Raw genomic sequence first — 23050 nt, 5'->3', positions numbered from 1 at the left:
GGTGATTTACGCTCTCTCGTGGGACCTGTTGCCCTCACCCGGCGCTACGCGCCGACCTCTCCCCGACGGGGAGAGGTAAGAGAGAGGCAGCCATGCAATCCTTCCTCGACATCTTCGACGTCTACCTGCTGGAGGCCGTCATCAACGGCATCCTGCTCGGCGGCGTGCTGGCGCTCTTGGCGCTCGGGCTCAACTTGATCTTCGGGGTCATCGACGTCACCTGGATCTGCTACGCCGAGTTGGTGATGATCGGCATGTACGGCATGTACTATCTGGTGCAAGTCTTCCATCTGCCGTATTGGGCGGCCGCGCCGCTGGTCATCCTGCTGGTGGCGCTGCTGGGAGCCGCGCTGCACTTCTTCGTCATCGCGCCGCTGCTGACCGCACCGCCGATCAACCAGCTGCTCGCCACCGGCGGCGTGCTGTTCATCCTGCAGAGCTTCGCCACCGTCGCCTTCGGCATCGATTTCCGCAATCTCGGCATCCGCCTGCCGGTGCTGGCGCTCGGCGAGATGAATTTCAGTTACGCGCGATTGCTGTCGTTTGCGGCGGCGCTGGTCGGCATGATCGGCGTCTATTTGTTCCTGACCCGCACCTTCACCGGCACCGCGATCCGCGCCATCGCGCAGGACCGCCAGATCATGCCGCTGATGGGCGTCGATCCCAAACGCATCTATCTCGTCACCTCGGCGATCGGCGGCGGGCTCGCCGGCCTCGCCGCGTGTCTGTTGGTGCTGCAATATGACGTGCATCCGTTCGTCGGCCTGTCGTTCGGGCCGATCACCTTCCTGATCTGCGTGCTCGGCGGCCTCGGCAACTTCATCGGCGGCTTCATCGCCGCCTTCGTGTTCGCCGAGATCATCTCGCTCGGCGGCCTGTTCTCCGATCTCGAATGGGGCTACGTGCTGGCGTTCGCCTTCTTCATCGTCATGATGTTCATCCGGCCCGCGGGCCTCCTCGCGAGGCGCTCGTGAACAGGCAGGCCGCCTTCTGGATCATCGCGCTGCTCGCGCTCGTCGCGCTGCCCTTCGTGCACCGCGATCCCTATCATCTGCACGTGCTGGTGCTGATCCTGATCTGGTCGTTTGCCTATACATCATGGTCGATCATGGGCCGCTTCGGCCTGGTCTCGCTCGGCCATGGCGGCTTCATGGGCATCGGCGCCTATGTCACCGCTTTGCTGTGGAATCACCTCGGCGTCTCGCCCTGGATCGGCATTCCGCTGAGCATGGCGACCGCGGGCGTGCTCGCGCTCATCGTGGCCTATCCCTGCTTCCGCTTCCGCATCACCGGGCACTATTTCGTGCTGGTGACCTTGGCGCTGTCCGGCATCGTGCTTCAGGTCATTACCGCAACCCGCGACTATACCGGCGGCTCGCTCGGCTACACGCCGCAGCGTGCCCAGAGCGGCAAGGGGCTGTTCGCGCTGCAATTCGACGACAAGACCACCTGGTATCTGATCGCGCTTGCGGTGTGGGTCGCAGGGCTCGTGATCTGGCGCGCGATCGACCGGAGCATGATCCGCCACGCCATGGAGGCGATCTCGGAGGATGAGGACGCCGCGGCCGCCGCCGGCGTCAACGTCACCGCCGAGAAGCTCAAGATCACCCTGATCAGCGCGCTGATGACCGCGCTGTCGGGCGCGCTCTATTGCCAGTACCAGATGTTCATCTCGCCCGACACCGTGAGCGGCATCGCGGTCTCCTTGCAGATGGTGTTCGCGGCGATCGTCGGCGGGGTCTATGTCGCGCTCGGGCCGACGGTCGGCGCCGTCATCACCATCGTGCTGGCCGAGGTGCTGCGCATCTCGTTCGGCACCAAGGCGGTCGGCTGGGACAATCTGGTCTATGGCATATTGCTGGTGCTGTTCATCATCTTCCTGCCCAAGGGCATTCTTGGTAGCGTGATCGACCGGATCAAATCGCCACGCAAGCCGTCGAGAGGCCATGAGCAACAAACCGTCCCCATCGCTCGCCGATGAACTGAAACCCTACGTCGCGCCGTTCCGCTTCGACGGGAGTGGTGAGTTTCACCTGAAGTCGTACCCGACCGCCGAGAAGGGCGGCATCGACAAGGACGCCGGCAGCAAGATCATCGATGCCAACCGCAAGCGGCTCAACGATTTCCAGGAGAAGCTCTACGCCCAGGATCGCTGGTCGCTGCTGCTGATCTTCCAGGGCATGGACGCGGCGGGCAAGGACAGTGCGATCAAGAGCGTGTTCGAGGGCGTCAATCCGCAGGGCTGCGAGGTCTCCTCCTTCAAGCAGCCGTCGTCGCGGGAGCTCGACCACGACTACATGTGGCGCGCCATGATCGCGCTGCCGGAGCGCGGCCGCATCGGCATCTTCAACCGCTCCTATTACGAGGAGTGCCTGGTGGTGCGGGTGCATCCCGAGGTGCTGGACAAGCAGAAGATCCCGAAAAAGCTGGTGACCAAGAACATCTGGCGCGAGCGCTTCGAGGATATCTCCGCGATCGAGCGCTATCTGTCGCGCAACGGCACCATGATCCTGAAATTCTTCCTGCACGTCTCCAAGGAGGAGCAGCGCCAGCGCTTCCTCGACCGGCTCGAGGAGCCGGCCAAGAACTGGAAGTTCTCGATGGCCGACATTTCCGAGCGGCAGCTATGGGCCAAATACCAGGCGGCCTATCAGGACATGATCCACCACACCGCCACCAAGGACGCGCCGTGGCACATCGTGCCGGCCGATCACAAATGGTTCGCCCGCGCCGTGATCGGCTCGACCATCGTGAGTGCGCTCGACAGGCTCGATCTGAAATTCCCCGAGGTCGACAAGGCCGACCTCAGCGAATTCAAGCGCGTCCGCGCGGCGCTGGAGGCGGAAGGCAAGGGCGGGGCGGTGGAGAAGGCGGCTTCGAAAAAGGAGGCCGCGAAGAAGTAGTGCGGCACTCTTTCCGCTGCTGCATTGTGCTCGCGGGTGAGCGAGGGGCCGTGTGAGGTGGGCACGCCCGTCAGGCTCCCTCCCCCCTTGCGGGGGAGGGTGGGGAGAGGGGTGCGCCCCGGGCGAGATGATCGAGCCGAAGCGTTGCCTTCGCAATCTTGATCGCGTTGTCGAAAGAGGAATCGAGAGAGTGCGCCGTGCGGTACCCCTCTCCCTAACCCTCCCCCGCAAGGGGGGAGGGAACCCTGCCGGTGCTGCGTCCCTTACTCGCCCAGCGGTCAGCTCTTGCGTGACGGCATCCAGGCCGACAGGAGGTAGAAGCCGATCGCCACCAGAAGGAGATACCGGAAGCCGAGCAGGGTCGAGCACGATTCGGCGAGGCCGCCGATCACAGAGCCTGCGATGTTGGATCCGAACGCCTGGTCGGGATTGGCTTCGTCGCGGAACGAACGGGCGAAGATCACGCCGGCGAAGAACATCGGTCCGAGCGCCAGCGCGCACGGGATCACGTAGCGCCAGACGATGCCGCCGGCCAGGAACGTGTCGAGCGGCACCAGCACCGAGATCGCCAGCAGCGCCAGCAGCCCGGCATAGTGCCGCACCAGCCGGATGGACGGCACCTTGATCACATACAGATTGGCGGCGAGGATCAACAGCAGCGCGGTGAAGAACACCGCCGAGTTGACCAGCCAGGTGCTGCCGAACAGCAGCGCCATCTGCACGACCGCCTTGGTCTCGAGCAGCATGAAGGCGGCGCCGAGGAAGAACATCCGGTTGTTGGGCCGCCAGGCGCCCTTCGGCTTGAACAGGTAGACGAGACCAAGCCCGAGCACGCCGAGCAGGATCATCGAGCGAACGGTGAGGTCGGGGATCAGCCGACCGCTGACATAGAGGAACGGCCAGTCATCGCTGGTCGATTGCTTGGCGCCGTCATTGTCGACCACCAGCTTGGCCGGCGCCAGCGGCACCCAGTCGCCGCGCTGGGGCGCAGCCTTGTCCTGCTTGTCTTGCGCTTTTTCCTGCGGCTTGTCGAAGCCGTTGACGGCCAGGTTCTCCGGCGGAAGGCTGTTCAGCCAGAACTTGCCGCGGTCGCGGAACGCGGTGGAGATACGCGGATTGCAGCCCGCGATGATGGTGGTGAAGCCGACCGCCTCGGACGACGTCAGCGTTTCCTTGTAGGGCAGCGGCAGCACCAGCGGATCGCAACCGAACACCTGCTTGGCCATCTCGGCGACGCGCTGCACGATCCAGCCCTGGCGGTAGTAATTGTACATCACGAAGATGCCGTCCTGCTTCAGCACGCGGCGGACGTCCTGGAACGCCTGTTCGGTGAACAGGTAGCTTTCGAGACGGATATTGGCGTAGCCGCTGTGCAGGATCAGCGAGTCGACCAGCGCATACACCACGAGATCGTATTTGCGGTCGGTGGTGCGCAGGAAATGCCGGCCGTCGTCGAGATGCGGCACCACCCGCGGATCCTGGTAGGGCTTGTCGGGATGGTTGTGGATGCCGATGTCCTGGATCGCGGGATCGATCTCGACCGCATCGACGCGCTCGACGCCGAAGCGCAATGCGTGCGCGAGGTCGTTGCCGGAGCCGGCGCCGATGATCATGACGTCCTTGAACGGCGCGCCGCCGCTGTGCTTCTGCAGCAAATGGATCAGCGAATAGGACGAGCCGCGTTCGCTGAACGGCATCATTTCCTGATGGCCGATGCTGTTGACGGTGATCTCGCCGCTCTTCTTGTTGAGGTCGACGGCGTAATAGGGCGACCAGCGGATGTCATGGTTGCCGGTTCGATCGGTGTAGAATCCGGTGAATCCGACCACGAAGATGATCGTCACGAGGCGCAGGATCGACAGCGCCTTGTCCTGGTAGAGCAGATAGACGATGCCAGCGCAGCTGATGCCGAACCAGACCGCCGGCGGCGCCTGCGCGAACGACAGCAGCGAGAACCCCACGATGCCCGCGAGGCTGCCGCCGATATTCAGCGAATAGCCGGCGACGCGGTTCGGATAGGCGTCGAAGGCGCGGCCGAGTGTCTGGCCAAGGCCGACGAACATCAGTGCGATCAGCACGAAGAACAGCCCGGCGATCGCCTCGATCGGCACGACGAACTTAGCGAGATCCGGGTTGCGATACTCGGTGCCGAAGAACACCTCCTGCGGCGAGGCCTGATGGCCGACATCGACCGCGAACTCGCCCCATTGGAAATACAGCACCATGATCGTGGCCACCGCCGCGAAGGTCACGAGCGCGAGCCCGGGAAACAGCGCAAGCCAGTTGGTGCTCCGCCGCGCGGCAAGGCAGCCGCAGGACATGCCGAGGAAGGCCGCCAGCAGCACGATGTTGGTGAAGAATTGCAGGAACACGACCTTGGCCGAGAACCAGCGGATGCAGGCCAGTTCGAGGAACAGGATCAGGAATCCGACGAGGAAGAGATTGAAGCCGGCTTGTCGCTGATTGGGCCCTACGGCCACGTTCGTCGCGGGCATGATCCCCATATCTCCTTAACCAAACAAGGTCGCGCCCTTAACACCCGGCCGCCGCCCGCACCCTAGATGCAACCTGTTGAGCAAAGATTGACTTCGGCGGCCGCGCACGCGCGATGGTTGTCGCCGGTCGAGATCATGCCTGATGTCATGGTGTAGGAAGGGTTTCGCCGCGAGCACATCTTGGACGTGATCCCCGGCATCGACTGTCGATGTGAGGAGCGATCGGGATCGCGAAAGCAGACGTGAGCACCCTCGGCGGCTCCCTCCCCCCTTGCGGGGGAGGGTTGGGGAGAGGGGTGAGCCCCGGGCGAGATAATCGTGAGAGTACAGCTATCGCAATCTCGGCTGTTGAATCGCAGGTCGAAAGAGCTCGTCGTGTGGCCACCCCTCTCCCTAACCCTCCCCCGCAAGGGGGGAGGGAACCCTTCCGGTGGTGCGCCCCTGACATGAGTGCGCAACTGCGCGGGAGCGCCGACGCCGCGCGCACGCTTCACGCCGCGGCTTCTCCGAACACCATCTGCCAGCCCTTGCGCGTGTCCATGTATTCGCGCACCTGCTTGATGCGGCCTGCCTCGACCACGAACACGAAGCAATAATCATTGTCGTAGGATCGGCCGCCCGGCAGCGTCGCGCGCATGCGCTCCTCGACGATCACGCTGTCGCCGTCGGCATGAACGGCGCGGAAAGCGATGTCGATCTCGGTGAACAGGCGATGCATCTCGGTCGAGATGAAGCGGGCGATCGCCTCTGCGCCGATCATGTGATCGGTGTGATCGAGCGCGACCGCGGTGGCGTTGCGGGCCGGTGCGATCCATTCGGCATCCGGCGCGAATGCGGCGGCAATCAGCTTGGCGTCGCGGGTCCTGAACGTCTGCCAGGCGTTGAGGACGATGTCCTTGTTGGTCGGGCTGGTCATTGCGATGTCTCCGGGGTTGATCGATCGGCTCGATCTAGGCCGGCGCGGCGCGGCGTGCTGGCCGGAATCGGACCTCATCACCGCCGCCCCCTTTCCTCGATCGCGCGATGCGCTAGTGTCCGGCCATGCTCAGCTTCGAGGTCTGCAACGCTGCGCGGCTGCGGCGCGACGCGCGCTATGACGGCCGCTTCTTCACCGCGGTGAAGACCACGCGGATCTATTGCCGCCCGGTCTGTCCGGTGAAGCACCCGCTGCCGCGCAACGTCACCTACTACCCGACTGCCGCCGCGGCCGAGGCGGCGGGCTATCGGCCATGCCTGCGCTGCCGTCCCGAAACCGCGCCGTTCTGCCCGGCGTGGAACGGCACGCGCTCCACGGTTGCGCGCGCGCTGAAGCTGATCGACGGCGGCGCGCTCGAGCGCGGCTCGGTCGCAGCACTCGCCGACCGGCTCGGCATCACCTCGCGCCACCTCGGGCGGCTGTTCGAGCGCCATGTCCGCGCGAGCCCGCAGCAGGTCGCGACCACCCGCCGCGTCCAGCGCGCCAAGCGCCTGATCGACACGACCGACGATGCGATGACCGAGATCGCCTTCCGCGCCGGCTTCGGCAGCGTCCGCCGCTTCAACGCCGCCTTCGCCGACCTCTACGGCCGCTCGCCGTCGAGCCTGCGCGCGTCTTCGCGCGGACGGAGGTGAGGGGTCGAGTGTTGGGCGAGGTAGCTGCATCGCCAGCCGATGCGAGGCGAGCCCATGAGTCGGGCTCGCTTCCCCTTGCCGGGGTCCGAGGCGAGGCGCTTGAATGATTTCGGAATATTGGAAATGTATCCCTGAGTTGCCCGACGCGTCAAGTTGCCTTGTCGATCGCCGGCAGCCGCCAGCCCCTTTGCATGGGGTTGTTTTGCGATATTTGGCCGCGCGCGGCTGCGGCAGTCGCGCAAGGGGGAGGAGACCCCACCGCTTGTGCGTCCCTGATGCGCCAAGCTGTCTCGCCACGTTAGGTCAACCCCTCTGACCATCTTTACCCATTGCGGCGGCTCGCTATAATCGTCTAGAACGACGGCGCATAGCGCGTCCCGGCAACCAACCGTCAATGGTTTTGACCGAGGGTTTTGGCGCTCAACAGGGTCTGGCAATGCTGATTCGCGGCCAAATCGATGGGATTTCGGGGGAGGTGGCTGAGGCTACCGCCACGATCCCGGCCGCGACGCCCGCCCTCCTTATTGGCGGCCTGCTTCTTACCTGCCCCTGAGGGCCGGCTGGGCGTCTGCGCCTGGGCACTCAGGGGTTTGTACGAGATCACCGGACCCTGATAATCGCCCAAGCAACATGACGGGCGCAAAGCTTAAAGGAATTTCTGACATGGCCACCGCGAACAAGTCCGAGAAGGACCGCGTCATCATTTTCGACACCACCTTGCGCGACGGCGAGCAGTGCCCCGGCGCCACCATGACCTTCGAGGAGAAGCTCGAGGTCGCCGAACTGCTGGACGATATGGGCGTCGACGTCATCGAGGCCGGTTTCCCGATCACCTCGGAAGGCGACTTCCAGGCGGTCAGCGAGATCGCTCGTCGCTCCAAGAACTCGGTGATCGCGGGCCTGTCCCGCGCCCATCCGGCCGACATCGACCGCTGCGCCGAAGCCGTGAAGTTCGCGCGCCGCGGCCGCGTCCACACCGTGATCGCGACCTCGCCGCTGCATATGCGCGTGAAGTTGAACAAGACCCCCGACGAGGTCATCGAAACCTCGGTGGCCATGGTCGCCCGGGCCCGCAACCAGATTGACGACGTCGAATGGTCGGCCGAGGACGGCACGCGCAGCGAGATGGACTATCTGTGCCGGATCGTCGAAGCCGTGATCAAGGCCGGCGCCACCACGGTCAACATCCCCGACACCGTCGGCTACACCGTGCCGGAGGAATACACCCACTTCATGCGGACCTTGATCGAGCGGGTGCCGAACTCCGACAAGGCGATCTTCTCGGTGCATTGTCACAACGACCTCGGCATGGCGGTCGCGAACTCGCTGGCCGGCATCGTCGGCGGCGCGCGGCAGGTCGAGTGCACCGTCAACGGCATCGGCGAGCGCGCCGGCAATGCCGCGCTGGAAGAGATCGTGATGGCGATCAATGTGCGGAACGACAAGTTTCCGTACTGGAACAAGATCGACACCACGCAGCTGACCCGCGCCTCGAAGGTGGTGTCGGCCGCGACCTCGTTCCCGGTGCAGTACAACAAGGCGATCGTCGGCCGTAACGCGTTCGCCCATGAGAGCGGCATCCATCAGGACGGCGTGCTGAAGGATGCCTCGACCTACGAGATCATGCGGCCCGAGATGGTCGGCCTGAAGCAGTCCTCGCTGGTGCTCGGCAAGCATTCCGGCCGTCACGCCTTCATCCACAAGCTGGAGGAGATGGGCTACAAGCTCGGCGCCAACCAGCTGGAGGATGCCTTTACGCGGATGAAGGCCTTGGCCGACCGCAAGAAGGACATCTACGACGAGGACATCGAGGCGCTGGTCGACCAGGAGATGGCGGCCGCCCACGACCGCATCAAGCTGACCTCGCTGACCGTGATAGCCGGCACCCACGGTCCGCAGCGCGCGACCATGAAGCTCGACGTCGACGGCCAGATCAAGATCGAGGAAGCCGAGGGCAACGGCCCGGTCGATGCCGTGTTCAACTGCATCAAGCGCCTGGTGCCGCACGAGGCCAAGCTGGAGCTCTACCAGGTCCACGCGGTGACCGAGGGCACCGACGCGCAGGCCGAGGTCTCGGTGCGTCTGGCGCATGAGGGCCGCTCGATGACCGCGCGCGCCGCCGATCCGGACACGCTGGTCGCGTCCGCAAAGGCCTATCTCGGCGCGCTGAACAAGATCGTGATGAAGCGCCAGCGCGACGTCGTCCCGGGCAAGGCTGCGGGCTGAGCCGCAAGAGCGATCGAGAGTTGGAAACGCGGCGCCTCGGCGCCGCGTTTTTTTGTAGCGCAGCATAATTCGGCATGCTTCCGCGCAAAGGCGGCGGCGGGTTACGCTTCGCTAACCCGCCCTACATTTCCTTGCACTGGAATCAAAAGCGTCTTTCTGCAGGATCATTGGAATCTTATCCCAACAATTTCATCCCTTGCTGCACTGCTTTGGAATCTTCCGCGCCATCCCCGGCGCTACCCTACGGACTTTCCCGGGGACGCCGTCCATGCCGATCTCCTCCATCGTGACAGACCTTTCGCGCGCCGCGACGCCCGCGGAGACCGCGCTGACCCGCCGGGTGGACCTGACCACGCTTCGCCTGTTCGTCGCCGTCTGCGACGAGCAGAACCTCACCCGCGCCGCGCAGCGCGAGGGGATCGCGGCCTCGGCGGTGTCGAAGCGGATGAACGATTTCGAGCTGGCGTTCGGCGTCACGCTGTTCAAGCGGCTCGCCAAGGGCATGGCGCTGACGCCGGCCGGCGAGGCGCTGCTGCATCACGCCCGGGTCACGCTGCTCAATGTCGAGAAGATCGCGGTCGAGCTGTCGGAATATTCGCAAGGCGTGCGCGGCCATGTCCGCATGCTCGCCAACCTTTCGGCGATCGTGCAGTATCTCCCCGAGGACCTCTCCGCGTTCTTTGCGGCGCACGAACTGCTCCGCGTCGATCTGCAGGAGCGGCCGAGCGGGCAGGTGATCCGCGGCATCGAGGAGGGCGCAGCCGAGATCGGCATCTGCTCGGCCGAGGCCGACAGCCGCGCGCTCGAGGCCTTTCATTATCGTTACGACAATCTGGTGGTGGTGATGCGGCCGGATCATCCGTTGGCCGGCCGCGAGAAATTGCTGTTCACCGAGACGCTCGATTTCGACCACATCGGGCTGCACACCGCGAGCTCGATCTATCTGCGCTCGCAATATGCGGCAACCCAAGCCGGCAAGACGATGCGGCTGCGCATCAACGTGCCCGGCTTCGATGCGGTCTGCCGCATGGTGCAGGCCAATATGGGGCTCGGTCTGATTCCCGACCGCGCCTTTGCGGTCGTCGGCGCCGGCATGGGCCTGCGTGCGATCCCGTTGCGTGACGATTGGGGACGGCGCGAGCTGAAGATCGTTGTCCGTGATGCCGCGCATCTGTCCGCAACCGGCCGCCTGATGTTGGACTATCTGCGCGCGGTCGAAACGGACAGGGTTGAGCGGGTTGGCGGACGCGTCGGCTAAAGCATGATCCGCAAACGTGTGAAGTGGTTTCTTTCGTGACAAACGCGAAACGCTTGCGCCGAGATCATCGCAAACCGCAAGCCAAGGCGCGCTGCGAGATTTTCCGGAAACGTGAACACGCCCGCGGCGACCTGTCACAAGGGTGTCGCGATCGGCCCCGTATGACCAGCCCATTCCAATTTTCGAAAATGGGGGGCTTATGTTCAAATCAATCGCCACATCGCAAACCACTCGCCGCGCCATTGTCCGGCGCCTGATCGCCGGGACGGCGCTCTCTCCGGTGCTGTTTGCAGTCCATCCGGCATTATCGCAGACCGTCGGCAATCCGCATGAATTGCTCGTCAGCACCGCGGTCTACGCGGGCAAGGCGTCAACCGTCGTCGTCGGCCAGACGCTGCCGACCGGCGCGGTGGCGGTTGCCGACGGCAGCTATCCGGGCGTGTTCAACAACGTGTCCGTTGATTCGAACTTCGGCGTGACCGCGCCGGTCGTGATCAAGAAGTTTCATCTGGAAGGCCATCGGCTGCGCGAAATCGGCGCGCTGACCGTCCCGGCGGACGTGGCGGTGACGAGCTTCAGCTCGAAGTCGGAATTGTCGCTGCATTTGTCGCCCGACGGCAAGGCCGTGACGTTCATGGGCTACGATGCTCCGGTGAACGCGCTCGACGTTTCCAACTCCAATTCGCCGAACCATGTCGATCCGACCAATCCGGATACCGGCGTGCATGCGCGCGTGGTGGCAGAGCTGGATTTCGACGGCTCGCTGCAGCGGACCAAGGTCAACGTCTATAGCGGTGACAATGGCCGCGGTGCGATCCGCGCCAACAAGGTCAATGGCACCCAGGCCGACCAGTATTTCACGGTCGGCAATGCCGGCAACGGCAGTGGCATCCAGCCGGTGCTGGTTGTCAACGACACCGGCGGTCAGCTCGCAACGCCGGGAGTCGATGGTTCCGACACCGTGGTCGGTGTGCAGCAGGGAACGCCCGGCAGCAAGAACGGCTTTCAGTTCGGCTTCTCGGTTGCCCAACTCGGCTTTGCCGTCGACAAGTCCGGCAAGGACAACAATTTTCGCGGCATCGCGATTTCTAACAACACGCTCTACGTGACCAAGGGCAGCGGCAGCAACGGCATCAACACGATCTATCAGGTCGGCCAGCCGGGCGTTCTGCCGACACGCGATACCGCCGCCTCGACGACGTTCAGCATTCTTCCGGGCTTCCCGAACAATCCGTCGGCGAACTCGGGCGCGACCGGCTTCTATCCGTTTGGCATCTGGTTCGCCAACGCAACGACGCTTTACGTCGCTCAGGAAGGCGACGGCAAGCTGGCGGACGCGGCGGCATCGACGACGGCCGGCCTGCAGAAATGGGTCTATGCCAATGGCACCTGGAGCCTTGCCTACACGCTGCAGAAGGGCCTGAACCTCGGCACCTCCTATCACGTCAGCGGCTATCCGACCGATCCGGCAACCGGTGGCCTGCGCAACATCACCGGCCGTGTCCACCGCGACGGCACCGCGACGATCTTCGCCGTGACGTCGACCGTCGGCACCTCGGTTGAGCCCGGCGCCGATCCGAATCAGGTGGTCGCCATCACCGACAAGGTCGCGGCGACGCAGCTGCCTGCGAATGAAGCGTTTGACGTCGTTGTGCCGCCCGCGTTCGGAACGGTCTACCGCGGCGTGTCGTTCGCTCCGGTCAATTGCGATGGCGATCATGGTCAGATGAAGGATCATGGTCGCGGTCACGACGGCGACGACAACGCCCAGGGCGACGACGTCTGCGGTCCGACCAGGATCGCGGCGGGGCATTGATGGCCCGCAGCCGGCGGAGCCCTCCGCTGGTTGCTTCGCTCAGGCTTGGCCTGGAGTTAGCTCGACGCGATCGGCAGTCGCCGGTCGCGTCTGCGAGCCGACTTGCAGACCAGCATCTCAGCCGCCGTCGAGCGCGGCGAGGCGATCGGCTTCCATGATGTCTTCAACGGTGTTGGCATTGAAGAACGGATCGAGCGGCTCGGTCGGCCATTCGACGGTGGCCAGCGGATAGCGCGCGGTCCAGCGATCGATCTTGCGCACATCCTCCTCGACAAGCGCATGGCGCAATTCGCCGCGCAGGCGCACGCTCCAGAGGCCGATGACCGGATGGGTCTGCCCGCCGGATGAGGCGACCGCGAGTTCGGCATTCTCGGCCGCGCGCGCCTGCTCCAGGCGTGCGACGAGATCGCGGGGTAGAAACGGACAGTCGCCCGCCGCGCTCAGCACCCATTTTGCATCCGACCGGTTGGCCGCGGTCCAGTCGAGCGCGGCCAGGATGCCGGCGAGGGGACCGGGAAAATCGGCGACATCGTCGGCGACGACGGGAAGGCCGAACGCAGCGAAGCGCGCCGGATCGCCATTGGCGTTGATGATCAGCCCGCTGCATTGCGGCGCGAGCCGGTCGATCACCCGTTGCAGGATGGTGCGGCCGGCGATCGTGCGCATCGGCTTGTCGCCACCACCCATCCGCCGCGCAAGGCCGCCGGCCAGCAGCACGCCGGGAATGTCAGTCATTGTCGGTCTCGCCCTTGCGCTTGTGACGCATCGATTCCTCTTCGACATAGTCAAGGTTCTGGTCGTAGACGATCCGCTCCTGGCCCGACAACGCGATGAAGCGCTTGCCGCGGGCGCGCCCGACCAGCGTCAATCCGACCTGCCGCGCCAGGTCGACCCCCCATGCGGTGAATCCGGAGCGCGAGACCAGGATCGGAATGCCCATCCGCACCGTCTTGATCACCATCTCGGAGGTCAGCCGCCCGGTGGTGTAGAGGATCTTGTCGGAAGGATCGACATTGTGGCGGTAGATCCAACCCGCGATCTTGTCGACGGCGTTGTGGCGGCCGACGTCCTCGGTGTAGCAGACCGGCGTGCTCTCCTTGCACAGCACGCAGCCGTGGATGGCGCCCGCTTCCAGATAGAGCGACGGCATCGTGTTGATGGTGTGCGTCATCTGGTAGAGCCAGGAGGTGCGCAGTTCGGCCTTCGGCAGCGCGACCTTCTCCACGGCTTCGAGCAGGTCGCCGAACGCCGTTCCCTGGGCGCAGCCCGAGGTCTGCGTGCGCTTCTTCAGCTTGGCCTCGAAATTGGTGTGGTGCGCGGTGCGCACCACGACGACCTCGAGATCGTCGTCATATTCGACCTCGGTGACGACGTCGTCGTATTTGAGCATGTTCTGGTTCAGCAGGTAACCGAGCGCGAGGTATTCGGGATAGTCGTTGATCGTCATCATCGTGACGATCTCCTGCGCGTTGAGATAAAGCGTCAACGGCCGCTCGACCGGCACCTTGATCTCGGTCCGCGCGCCGGTCTGGTCGACGCCGACCACGCGCTCCGTCAGCCGCGGGTCGTCCGGGTCTGGAACAATGATGGGAGCGGTGGTTTTCGCGGTCACAGGTCGCAGTCCCGATGGGTTCACATGGCAATAGAGCTGGGGATATAAGCACGATCGGAGATGGACTGGCCACTCTCCGCCGCTTCGCCGGAACTGCCACGGATGGTCCGGCTTTGGAGATAACGCCGCAGTTCGCGATCCGGGTCGAACACATCTTGTCGATGGCCGAGCACTGAGAGAGACCATGGCGCAGCTTTCGGACGACTGCTTCGCATTCGGCGGGCCGATGATGTCGGTCGACGAGGCCGTCGCGATCATCTCCGCGCGCGTCAAGCCGGTCGGCGAGACCGAGGCCGTTGCGTTGGTGGACGCCGACGGACGCATCCTGGCCGGCGACATTGCCGCGCCGCTGCCGCTGCCGCCTTTCATGAATTCCGCCGTCGACGGCTACGCGGTGTCAGCCGCGGACCTGCCGGCAAGCGCCGAGCGCGCGTTGCCCGTCGCCGGACGCGTGCAGGCCGGCGCGCCGGCACAGCCCGCGGGGCCCGGCCAGGCGGTACGGATCTTCACCGGCGCGCCGATGCCCGATGGCACCGACACCGTGTTCATGCAGGAGGACGTGCGGATCGACGATGCGGGCAACGTGATCCTGCCGCCCGGCCTGAAGGCCGGCGCCAACGTGCGGCCGGCCGGCGAGGACATCGCACGCGGCCATGTCGCGCTGGCATCGGGCCGGCGCCTGCGCCCGCAGGACATCGCCGTCGCCGCGGCGTTCGGGCTCACCACGCTCGACGTGGTGCGGCGGCTTCGCGTCGGGGTGTTCTCCACCGGCGACGAGCTGGCCGCGCCGGGCAGCGTTCGCACTGAGGCGCAACTCTTCGATTCCAACCGCTTCATGCTGATGGCGATGTTGCGCAGGCTCGGCTGCGAGGTCGGCGATCTCGGCATCTTGCGCGACGAGCGGGCCGAGCTTGCCGCGGCGCTCAAGCAGGTCGCGCTCAGCTACGACCTGATCCTGACCACCGGCGGCGTTTCGACCGGCGAAGAGGACCACGTCAAGGCCGGCATCGAGCAGGCCGGCTCGCTGGTGCTGTGGCGGATGGCGATCAAGCCGGGCCGTCCGGTGGCGATGGGAGTCATCGACGGCACCCCGTTGATCGGCTTGCCCGGCAATCCCGTGGCGAGCTTCGTCACCTTCGTCCATGTCGTCCGGCCGACCGTGCTGGCGCTCTCGGGCGCGGTGCCGTCTCCGCTGCTGCCGATGCCGGTGCGGGCGGCCTTCAGCTACAAGAAGAAGAGCGGCCGTCGCGAATATGTCCGCGCCTCGCTACGGCGGGCGGCCGCCGGTGCGCTGGAGGCGACCAAGTTCCCCCGCGAAGGGGCCGGGCTGCTGTCGTCGCTGGTCGAGACGGATGGACTGATCGAACTCGGCGAGACCGTCGTGCGGGTCGAGCCGGGCGATGCGGTCGGCTTTCTCGGCTACGCCGATCTGCTGTGAGAGCGGTCGGGATCGCGAGCGGAACGACCGCGCGGTCGTTCCCGCGATTGAAGAATCAGATCACCCGATAGGCAAACATTAACAACGGCCTGCGTGGCAACTCGACGCTGCTAGAGGCGTTCTAAATCTGCTTGCCTGTGGCATGCCAGAGAATAGAGTTGGTTGAACCAGCGCAATTCGCGCGCGAGCGGAGTTCCAGAGCGGGGTTTCATGAGTCAAGGCGACGTTCACAAGGTCCGCGCGTTCGAGCATCCCGGACAGGGCAGGAAGCGGGCAAAAGCCACGCCCAAGGGACGCCAGGTCGACCCTGTGGCCGCGCATGAGATCGAGGCGCTGCTCGCCGACCGGCCGCGGCGGCGCGACCTTTTGATCGAGTACTTGCATCTGATCCAGGACAAGTACCATCAGATCTCGGCGGCGCATCTTGCTGCGCTCGCCGACGAGATGAAGCTCTCATTCGCCGAAGTGTTCGAGACCGCCACCTTCTACGCGCATTTCGATATCGTGAAGGAGGGCGAACCCGACATCGCACCGCTCACCGTGCGCGTGTGCGATTCGCTGACCTGCGCGATGCTCGGCGGCGAGAAGCTTTTGAAAGACCTTCAGGACCGCGCCGGCCCCGGCATCCGCGTGGTGCGGGCGCCGTGCGTCGGCCGCTGCGACACTGCGCCCGCAGCGGAGGTCGGCCACAACTTCGTCGATCATGCGACCGTCAGCAATGTGCTCGCGGCAGCGAAGAGCGGCGACACCCATGTGCATCTCCCGCCTTACGTCGACTACGACGGCTATGTCGCCGGCGGCGGCTACAAACTGTTGACGCGGCTGCGCTCGGGTGAGTTGCCGCGCGAAGACCTGCTGAAGGCGCTCGACGATGCCTCGCTGCGCGGTCTCGGCGGCGCCGGTTTCCCGACCGGCCGCAAGTGGCGCGCCGTGCTCGGCGAGCCCGGTCCACGGCTGATGGCGGTCAACGGCGACGAGGGCGAGCCCGGCACATTCAAGGACCGCTACTATCTCGAGACCGATCCGCATCGCTTCCTCGAAGGCATGCTGATCGGCGCGCACGTGGTCGAGGCGCCCGAAATCTACATCTACATCCGCGACGAGTATCCGGCCTGCCGCGAGATCCTCGCCCGCGAGATTGCGAAGCTGCCGCCGGGCGGCCCTGTGCTGCACATGCGGCGCGGCGCCGGCGCCTATATCTGCGGCGAGGAATCCTCGCTGCTGGAATCGCTCGAGGGCAAGCGCGGCCTGCCGCGGCACAAGCCGCCATATCCGTTCCAGGTCGGGCTGTTCGGCCTGCCGACGCTGATCAACAACATCGAGACCTTGTGGTGGGTGCGCGACATCGTCGAGAAAGGCGCCGACTGGTGGAAGAGCCACGGCCGCAACGAACGCCATGGCCTGCGCAGCTTCTCGGTGTCGGGCCGTGTCAAGGATCCCGGCGTCAAGCTCGCGCCGGCCGGCATCACATTGCGCGAACTGATCGACGAGTTCTGCGGCGGCATGGCCGACGGCCATACGCTCCAGGCCTATCTGCCGGGCGGCGCATCCGGGGGCATCCTGCCGGCCTCGATGGATGACATCCCGCTCGATTTCGGCACGCTTGAGAAATATGGCTGCTTCATCGGCTCCGCCGCGGTGGTCGTGCTCTCGCAGGCCGATGACGTCAGGGAGGCCGCGCTGAACCTGATGAAGTTCTTCGAGGATGAGAGCTGCGGGCAATGCACGCCCTGCCGCGCCGGAACCGAGAAGGCGGCGCTGTTGATGCAGCAGCCGGTCTGGAACAAGGAACTGCTCGACCAATTGAGCCAGGCGATGCGCGATGCGTCGATCTGCGGCCTCGGTCAGGCCGCCTCCAATCCGCTGACGTCAGTGATCAAATATTTTCCGGACGGCTTTCGTCCGCAGCAAGCCGCCGAATAGGCGGGCCGGGCAGGACGAATTTCGACGAGGATTCGAATGAGCAACAATCAGAACTCTACGCAGCAGGGTCTGGGCCAGATCATCCAGTTCGAGCTCGACGGGCAGCAGGTCGAAGCGCGGGCCGGCGAAACCATCTGGCAGGTCGCCAAGCGGCAGGGCACCGAGATCCCGCATCTCTGTTATTCGCCCGCGCCGGACTATCGGCCGGACGGCAATTGCCGCGCCTGCATGGTTGAGATCGAAGGCGAGCGTGTGCTGGCGGCGTCCTGCAAGCGAACGCCGACGGTCGGCATGAAGGTGAAGTCGGCGAGCCAGCGCGCCGTCGCGGCGCAGAAGATGGTGATGGAGCTGCTCGTCGCCGACCAGCCGGCGCGCGAGACCTCGCACGATCCGGACTCGAAATTCTGGCATTGGGCCGAAAAGACCGGCGTCACCGAAAGCCGCTTCCCGGCGGCCGAGCGTTGGCATGCCGACACCAGCCATCCGGCGATGCGCGTCAATCTCGATGCCTGCATCCAGTGCGGGTTGTGCGTGCGGGCGTGCCGCGAGGTGCAGGTCAACGACGTGATCGGCATGGCCTACCGCAATCACGACTCGAAAATCGTGTTCGACTTCGACGACCCGATGGGCGAATCGACCTGCGTGGCGTGCGGCGAATGCGTGCAGGCCTGCCCGACCGGCGCGTTGATGCCGGCTGTGATGCTCGACGACAAGCAGACCCGCGTCACCTGGCCGGACCGCAAGGTGGATTCGCTGTGCCCGTATTGCGGCGTCGGCTGCCAGGTCACCTACGAGGTCAAGGACGAGAAGGTGATCTATGCGGAAGGCCGCGACGGTCCCGCCAATCACAACAGGCTCTGCGTCAAGGGCCGCTTCGGCTTCGACTACATCCATCACCCCAATCGCCTGACCAAGCCGTTGGTGCGGCTGCCCGGCGTCAAGAAGGACGCCAACGACCAGGTCGATCCGGCCAATCCCTACACCCATTTCCGCGAAGCCTCCTGGGAAGAGGCGCTCGATCTCGCCGCGAAGGGCCTGACGAAAATCCGCGATGAAAAGGGCGCCAAGGCACTCGCCGGCTTCGGCTCGGCCAAGGGGTCGAACGAGGAAGCCTATCTGTTCCAGAAGCTGGTGCGCACCGGCTTCGGCTCCAACAATGTCGATCACTGCACGCGGCTGTGCCACGCCTCGTCGGTGGCGGCGCTGTTCGAGGGACTGAGCTCGGGCGCCGTCTCCGCGCCATTCTCCGCCGCGGCCGACGCCGAGGTGATCTGGGTGATCGGTGCCAATCCGACCGTGAACCATCCAGTCGCCGCGACCTACATCAAGAACGCCGCCAAGCGCGGCGCCAAGCTCTACGTGATGGACCCGCGCCGGCAGTCGCTGTCGCGCCATGCCACGCAGCACCTCGCATTCAAGCCGGGCAGCGACGTCGCGATGCTGAACGCGATGATCCACACCATCATCACCGAAGGCCTGACCGACGAGCAGTACATCGCGGGTTATACCGAGGGCTATGACGAGCTCAAGGCCAAGATCCAGGAATTCACGCCGGAGCGGATGTCGCCGATCTGCGGCATTCCCGCCGAGACGCTGCGCGAGGTCGCGCGCGCCTACGCCAGCGCCAAATCGTCGATCATCTTCTGGGGCATGGGCATCAGCCAGCATGTCCACGGCACCGACAATGCGCGTTGCCTGATCGCGCTGGCGCTGATCACCGGCCAGGTCGGCCGCCCCGGCACCGGGCTGCATCCGCTGCGCGGGCAGAACAACGTGCAGGGCGCCTCCGATGCCGGCCTGATCCCGATGTTCCTTCCTGACTATCAGCCGGTCGGCCGCGACGACATGCGCGGCGCCTTCGAGAAGCTGTGGGGGCAAGAGCTCGATCCGGTGCGCGGGCTGACCGTGGTCGAGATCATGAACGCGATCCACGCCGGCGAGATCCACGGCATGTATGTCGAGGGCGAAAATCCCGCGATGTCGGATCCGGATTTGCAGCATGCGCGCGAAGCGCTGGCCAAGCTCGATCACCTCGTCGTGCAGGACCTGTTCGTCACCGAGACCGCGTTTCACGCCGACGTCATCCTGCCGGCCTCGGCATTCGCCGAAAAATCCGGCTCCTTCACCAACACAGACCGCCGCGTGCAGCTGGCGCGCGAGGTGATCAAGCCGCCGGGCGATGCGCGGCAGGATCTCTGGATCATCCAGGAGATCGGCAAGCGGATGGGATTGCCGTGGAATTATGCCGGGCCGGGCGAGGTCTTCACCGAGATGGCCGAGCTGATGCCGTCGCTGAAGAACATCACCTGGGAGCGTCTGGTGCGCGAGGGCGCGGTGACCTATCCGGTCGACGATCCTGACAAGCCGGGCAACGAGATCATCTTCACGACCGGTTTCCCGACCGAGAGCGGCCGCGGCAAGATCGTGCCGGCAAAGGTGATCCCGCCGGATGAGCTGCCCGATGACGAGTATCCGATGGTGCTGTCGACCGGACGCGTGCTCGAGCACTGGCACACCGGCTCGATGACGCGTCGTGCCCAAGTGCTCGACCAGATCGAGCCCGAGGCGGTTGCGTTCATGACGCCGAAGGACATGCGCAAGAAGGGGCTCGCACCTGGTGACTTCATCCGGCTCGAGACCCGTCGTGGCGCCGTCGAGGTCAAGGTGCGCGCCGACCGCGACGTGCCCGAGAACATGGTCTTCATGCCGTTCTGCTACGCGGAGGCAGCCGCCAACCTGCTGACCAACCCGGCGCTCGATCCGTTCGGCAAGATTCCGGAGTTCAAGTTCTGCGCAGTCCGCGCCGAAAAGATCGATATCCGGACGGCGGCGGAATAGTCGTCCGGCACGGAATATGAAATACAGTCGGCCCGTCCTGGTCGGCCGAAACAGCGGGAGGTCAGCATGCGAACGATCATCGTGGGAGCACTTTGCGCCGTCGCAATGGTCGCGATCGCGCACGCTGCGGTGAAGGAAGAGCCGGTCACCTATACGGACGGCGAGACCACGATGAAGGGTTTCGTGGTCTATGACGACGCCACCCAGGCCAAGCGGCCCGGCATCGTCATGGTGCACGAATGGTGGGGCATCACCCCGCATATGCATAACGAGGCGAAGAAGTTCGCGGAGCAGGGCTATGTCGCCTTCATCGCGGACATGTACGGCGACGGCAAGACCGCCGACAACCCGAAGGACGCCGGCGCGCTCTCCGGGTCGGTGATGAAGAATGCGAAGGTGATGGAGCAGCGCTTCAACGCCGCGCGCGAGCAACTCGCCAAGCAGCCTTCCGTCAATCCGCAGCGGATCGGCGCAGCCGGTTACTGCTTCGGCGGCGCGGTGGTGCTGAACATGGCACGCACCGGCGCCGATCTTGCCGCCGTTGCAGGCTTCCACGCAACGCTCGGCCTGAATACTCCCGCACCGGCGCCGGGCACCGTCAAGGCGAAGATCCTGATTCTCAACGGCGCGGATGACCCGTTCGTGAAGCGCGAACAGTACGACGCGCTGAAGAAGGATTTCGACGCGGCCAAGGCCGATTACCGGATCATCGAATATCCCGGCGCGGTGCACGCCTTCACGAACCCCGAATCCACCGAGCTCGGCAAGAAGTTCAACCTGCCGCTCCGATACGACGCCAAGGCCGATCAGGAATCCAAGGCCGAGGCAGCCAAGCTGTTCGCCGCGAACCTGCAGAAATAAGCGGACCGGCCGCCCGCACGATCAAGGTCATCATTTCGGGCGGTTTCGCTGCGGTCTACCGCGAGGTGCTGCCTGAATTCGAGCGCAGCACCGGCATCAAGGTGGAAACCGGATCCGGAGCGTCGGAGGGCACCGGTCCGAAAACCATCCGGCATCAGCTTGCGCACGGCGCCAAAGCGGACGTGGTGATCCTGTCGCGCGAGGGACTTCGAGGGTTGAACGAAGACGGCCGGATTCGTGCCGGATCCGAATCTGGCCTGGCGACGGCGCCTCTCGCCGCCGCGGTTCGGGCCGGCTCGCCCAAGCCCGACATCGGCAACGCTGCCGCGCTCAGAAACGCCTTGATCGACGCAGGCCAAGTGGTGGCGCCAAGCAGCACCAGTGGGCAGTTTTTTCGCGACAAGGTCTTCCCGAAGCTGAACCTGCCGGACACCGTGACGCTCACCCTCGAGGCGCGCGGCACCGAGGCCGCCGCAGCGCTGCGAGCGGGCAAGGCTAATCTCTCGATCGGGCCGACCAGCGAGTTGGTGCAGGAGACCGGCATCGACGTCGTGGGTCTGCTGCCTCCGGACCTTCAGCTTGTCCAAACCTTCACGGCCGCTGTTGTCAGCGACTCCGCCGCGCCTGAATCGGCCCGACGCCTGATCGATTTCCTTTCCTCGGATACCGCTCTCTTGCTGGCGGCGATCAAGCGGGCAGGCATGGAGCGGCCTCGCGGATAAATTGCCGTCGCAAACGTGGCCGCGACGCCGTCGACATGTCGCGGCACGGCGTCGTGCTGACGCCGACTCAGCGATCGCTGGGGGCGACGTTAAGCGGCGCACCCCCGGTCGAAATCGGACCTGACGGTTTGGGCGCAGGCGCCCGAACCGGCGGCTTTCGTGGCTTCGGGGCGGCCTGCGCGACCGGTGCATGCGGCTGCTCGGCGACCGCCTGTGCCGGCATCGGAGCCAGAGCGGGGCGCTGTAGCGCGTCGACCTTCGAGGTCAGGGCCGCCAGCTGGTCGACGATGGTCTTCAACTGGTCCTGCTGGTCGGCCACCGATTTGCTGAGCGCGCCGATGTCATCCTCGAGCTTCTGCTGGGTCGCGAGCAGATCCGGCAATGTCTCCTTGTCGCCTGCGGCCGCCTTGTCGCTGGCCGCGGCGTTGCCGAGGGACGGAACCAGTGGTGCGATCTGGGGCCAGGCGTAAACGCCCCCGGCGCCCGCGCAGGCGACGACGATCACCAGCAGGAACCACGGCCAGCGGCGGCGAGCGGCAGGAATCGGGCTTGTCGGCGCATGGCGGTCCCATGCCTGATCGGAATCGTTGGTCACCTATGCTTCCTAGTCCGCTTCGCCAGCAGTTGCAAATGACGCCGAGTCTGACCACTTTGCAGGCATGTCCCCCTCGTCCGGAGCCCCATTGGCCCCCACGCACACGTCCCAGCTTCTTGAGGAACTCGTCGCTCAAGCACCGGACGGCCCCGTCGATCTCGAATGGCTCCTCAGCAACCTAGACAAGCGGTCGTTCGGCCTGCTCCTGCTGCTTTTGGGGCTGTTGGTGATCATTCCCGGCGTCGCGACGATCGCGACGCTGGCGCTGCTGTTTCCCGCGGTCGAGATGATGCTCGGCCGCAGCGCGCCGGCGTTTCCGCGATTCCTCTCGAAGCGACAGTTCGACTTCAAGCGCTTCAAGCGGTTCACCGTCTTTGTCCGCCCGATGCTGCAGGCGATCGAACGCATCAGCCGGCCGCGCTGGGATGCGCGTCGCGACGTAATCGACCGCCTCGTCGGTCTGGTGGTGTTTCTGCTGGCTTTCTCGGCAGGCTGGCCGCTGCCGCTGGTCAACGTGATTCCGGGAATGGTGGTCGTGCTGATCGCGATCGCCTATCTGCAGGAGGACGGTCTGCTGCTCACCGTCGCGATGGCGGCGGCGCTGATTTGCCTGCTCGGGCTCGGATGGACGCTCTGGGCATCGTTCGGCGCGGTGATGAGCTGGATCGGGCTGTGACCTTCGACGCCAACGCAGGTTGATGGCCCGGCATGAGGGGTCGACATCTCGCGCGGGCATGATCATTATCTCGCCG

At 65.1% G+C, this 23050-nt stretch carries 18 protein-coding genes; 13 read left to right on the top strand and 5 right to left on the bottom strand.

Going from position 1 to position 23050, the window contains the following annotated elements:
• Positions 1 to 92 precede the first annotated feature (92 nt).
• The 3 genes from AKN84_RS03250 to AKN84_RS03240 are packed head-to-tail and all read left to right on the top strand — an operon-like array spanning position 93 to position 2903.
• Positions 93 to 974 (top strand): branched-chain amino acid ABC transporter permease, encoded by an 882-nt coding sequence (locus AKN84_RS03250; protein WP_050419317.1) that lies wholly within the window; start codon positions 93 to 95, stop codon positions 972 to 974.
• Positions 971 to 1981, top strand: a complete 1011-nt coding sequence (locus AKN84_RS03245) for a branched-chain amino acid ABC transporter permease (protein ID WP_050419316.1) — start codon at positions 971 to 973, stop codon at positions 1979 to 1981. The genes AKN84_RS03250 and AKN84_RS03245 overlap by 4 nt, the downstream gene beginning before the upstream one ends.
• Positions 1947 to 2903 carry a polyphosphate kinase 2 family protein gene (locus AKN84_RS03240; protein ID WP_050419315.1) on the top strand — a complete coding sequence of 319 codons (957 nt, stop codon included), beginning with the start codon at positions 1947 to 1949 and terminating at the stop codon, positions 2901 to 2903. The genes AKN84_RS03245 and AKN84_RS03240 overlap by 35 nt, the downstream gene beginning before the upstream one ends.
• 278 nt (positions 2904 to 3181) lie before the next feature.
• Here AKN84_RS03240 and AKN84_RS03235 read toward each other — a convergent pair whose 3' ends face one another.
• Positions 3182 to 5398 carry a spermine/spermidine synthase domain-containing protein gene (locus AKN84_RS03235; protein WP_157863239.1) on the bottom strand — a complete coding sequence of 739 codons (2217 nt, stop codon included), beginning with the start codon at positions 5396 to 5398 and terminating at the stop codon, positions 3182 to 3184.
• Positions 5399 to 5888: 490 nt separating this feature from the next.
• Entirely contained in the window at positions 5889 to 6314 is a 426-nt protein-coding gene (locus AKN84_RS03230) for a nuclear transport factor 2 family protein (RefSeq protein ID WP_050419313.1), read from the bottom strand.
• A 125-nt stretch (positions 6315 to 6439) separates the two neighbouring features.
• Between AKN84_RS03230 and AKN84_RS03225 the strand changes: the two genes are divergently transcribed.
• From AKN84_RS03225 to AKN84_RS03210, 4 genes are all read left to right on the top strand, one after another.
• Positions 6440 to 7009 (top strand): bifunctional transcriptional activator/DNA repair enzyme AdaA, encoded by a 570-nt coding sequence (locus AKN84_RS03225; RefSeq protein WP_050419312.1) that lies wholly within the window; start codon positions 6440 to 6442, stop codon positions 7007 to 7009.
• Positions 7010 to 7672: 663 nt separating this feature from the next.
• Positions 7673 to 9235 carry a 2-isopropylmalate synthase gene (locus tag AKN84_RS03220; RefSeq protein WP_050419311.1) on the top strand — a complete coding sequence of 521 codons (1563 nt, stop codon included), beginning with the start codon at positions 7673 to 7675 and terminating at the stop codon, positions 9233 to 9235.
• A gap of 268 nt (positions 9236 to 9503) precedes the next feature.
• A complete protein-coding gene (locus AKN84_RS03215) occupies positions 9504 to 10493 on the top strand; it encodes a LysR family transcriptional regulator (RefSeq protein ID WP_050419310.1) in 990 nt (329 codons plus the stop codon).
• 199 nt (positions 10494 to 10692) lie between these two features.
• On the top strand, positions 10693 to 12309 hold the full coding sequence (locus AKN84_RS03210; protein WP_050419309.1) for a hypothetical protein: 1617 nt from the start codon (positions 10693 to 10695) through the stop codon (positions 12307 to 12309).
• 117 nt (positions 12310 to 12426) lie between these two features.
• Here the strand turns inward: AKN84_RS03210 and mobA are convergent, their stop codons facing one another.
• Entirely contained in the window at positions 12427 to 13044 is a 618-nt protein-coding gene (gene mobA, locus AKN84_RS03205; RefSeq protein WP_050419308.1) for a molybdenum cofactor guanylyltransferase MobA, read from the bottom strand.
• On the bottom strand, positions 13037 to 13921 hold the full coding sequence (locus AKN84_RS03200) for a formate dehydrogenase accessory sulfurtransferase FdhD (protein ID WP_050419307.1): 885 nt from the start codon (positions 13919 to 13921) through the stop codon (positions 13037 to 13039). Before AKN84_RS03200 ends, mobA begins: the two co-directional genes overlap by 8 nt.
• Positions 13922 to 14105: 184 nt before the next feature.
• Here AKN84_RS03200 and AKN84_RS03195 point away from each other — a divergent pair, with 184 nt between their 5' ends.
• From AKN84_RS03195 to AKN84_RS03175, 5 genes are all read left to right on the top strand, one after another.
• Entirely contained in the window at positions 14106 to 15359 is a 1254-nt protein-coding gene (locus AKN84_RS03195) for a molybdopterin molybdotransferase MoeA (protein WP_050419306.1), read from the top strand.
• A gap of 210 nt (positions 15360 to 15569) precedes the next feature.
• Positions 15570 to 17282, top strand: coding sequence for an NAD(P)H-dependent oxidoreductase subunit E (locus AKN84_RS03190; RefSeq protein ID WP_050419305.1), 1713 nt, complete (start codon positions 15570 to 15572; stop codon positions 17280 to 17282).
• A gap of 36 nt (positions 17283 to 17318) precedes the next feature.
• Positions 17319 to 20120, top strand: a complete 2802-nt coding sequence (fdhF, locus tag AKN84_RS03185; protein ID WP_050419304.1) for a formate dehydrogenase subunit alpha — start codon at positions 17319 to 17321, stop codon at positions 20118 to 20120.
• A gap of 66 nt (positions 20121 to 20186) precedes the next feature.
• Positions 20187 to 20981 carry a dienelactone hydrolase family protein gene (locus AKN84_RS03180; protein ID WP_244484904.1) on the top strand — a complete coding sequence of 265 codons (795 nt, stop codon included), beginning with the start codon at positions 20187 to 20189 and terminating at the stop codon, positions 20979 to 20981.
• Complete coding sequence (locus tag AKN84_RS03175) at positions 20978 to 21703, top strand: substrate-binding domain-containing protein (protein WP_283805485.1); 726 nt, start codon at positions 20978 to 20980, stop codon at positions 21701 to 21703. The genes AKN84_RS03180 and AKN84_RS03175 overlap by 4 nt, the downstream gene beginning before the upstream one ends.
• Before the next feature lie 67 nt (positions 21704 to 21770).
• On the opposite strand, the gene AKN84_RS03170 is transcribed toward AKN84_RS03175, so the two are convergent.
• A complete protein-coding gene (locus tag AKN84_RS03170; protein ID WP_050419301.1) occupies positions 21771 to 22298 on the bottom strand; it encodes a hypothetical protein in 528 nt (175 codons plus the stop codon).
• An 88-nt stretch (positions 22299 to 22386) separates the two neighbouring features.
• Here AKN84_RS03170 and AKN84_RS03165 point away from each other — a divergent pair, with 88 nt between their 5' ends.
• Positions 22387 to 22974 carry an exopolysaccharide biosynthesis protein gene (locus tag AKN84_RS03165; protein WP_050419300.1) on the top strand — a complete coding sequence of 196 codons (588 nt, stop codon included), beginning with the start codon at positions 22387 to 22389 and terminating at the stop codon, positions 22972 to 22974.
• Positions 22975 to 23050 lie beyond the last annotated feature (76 nt).

The sequence above is a fragment of the Bradyrhizobium tropiciagri genome (assembly GCF_001189845.1).
Classification (GTDB): Bacteria; Pseudomonadota; Alphaproteobacteria; order Rhizobiales; family Xanthobacteraceae; genus Bradyrhizobium; species Bradyrhizobium tropiciagri.
Note: the sequence above shows the minus strand (reverse complement) of the source record. Positions and strands in the feature narration are given on the sequence as shown.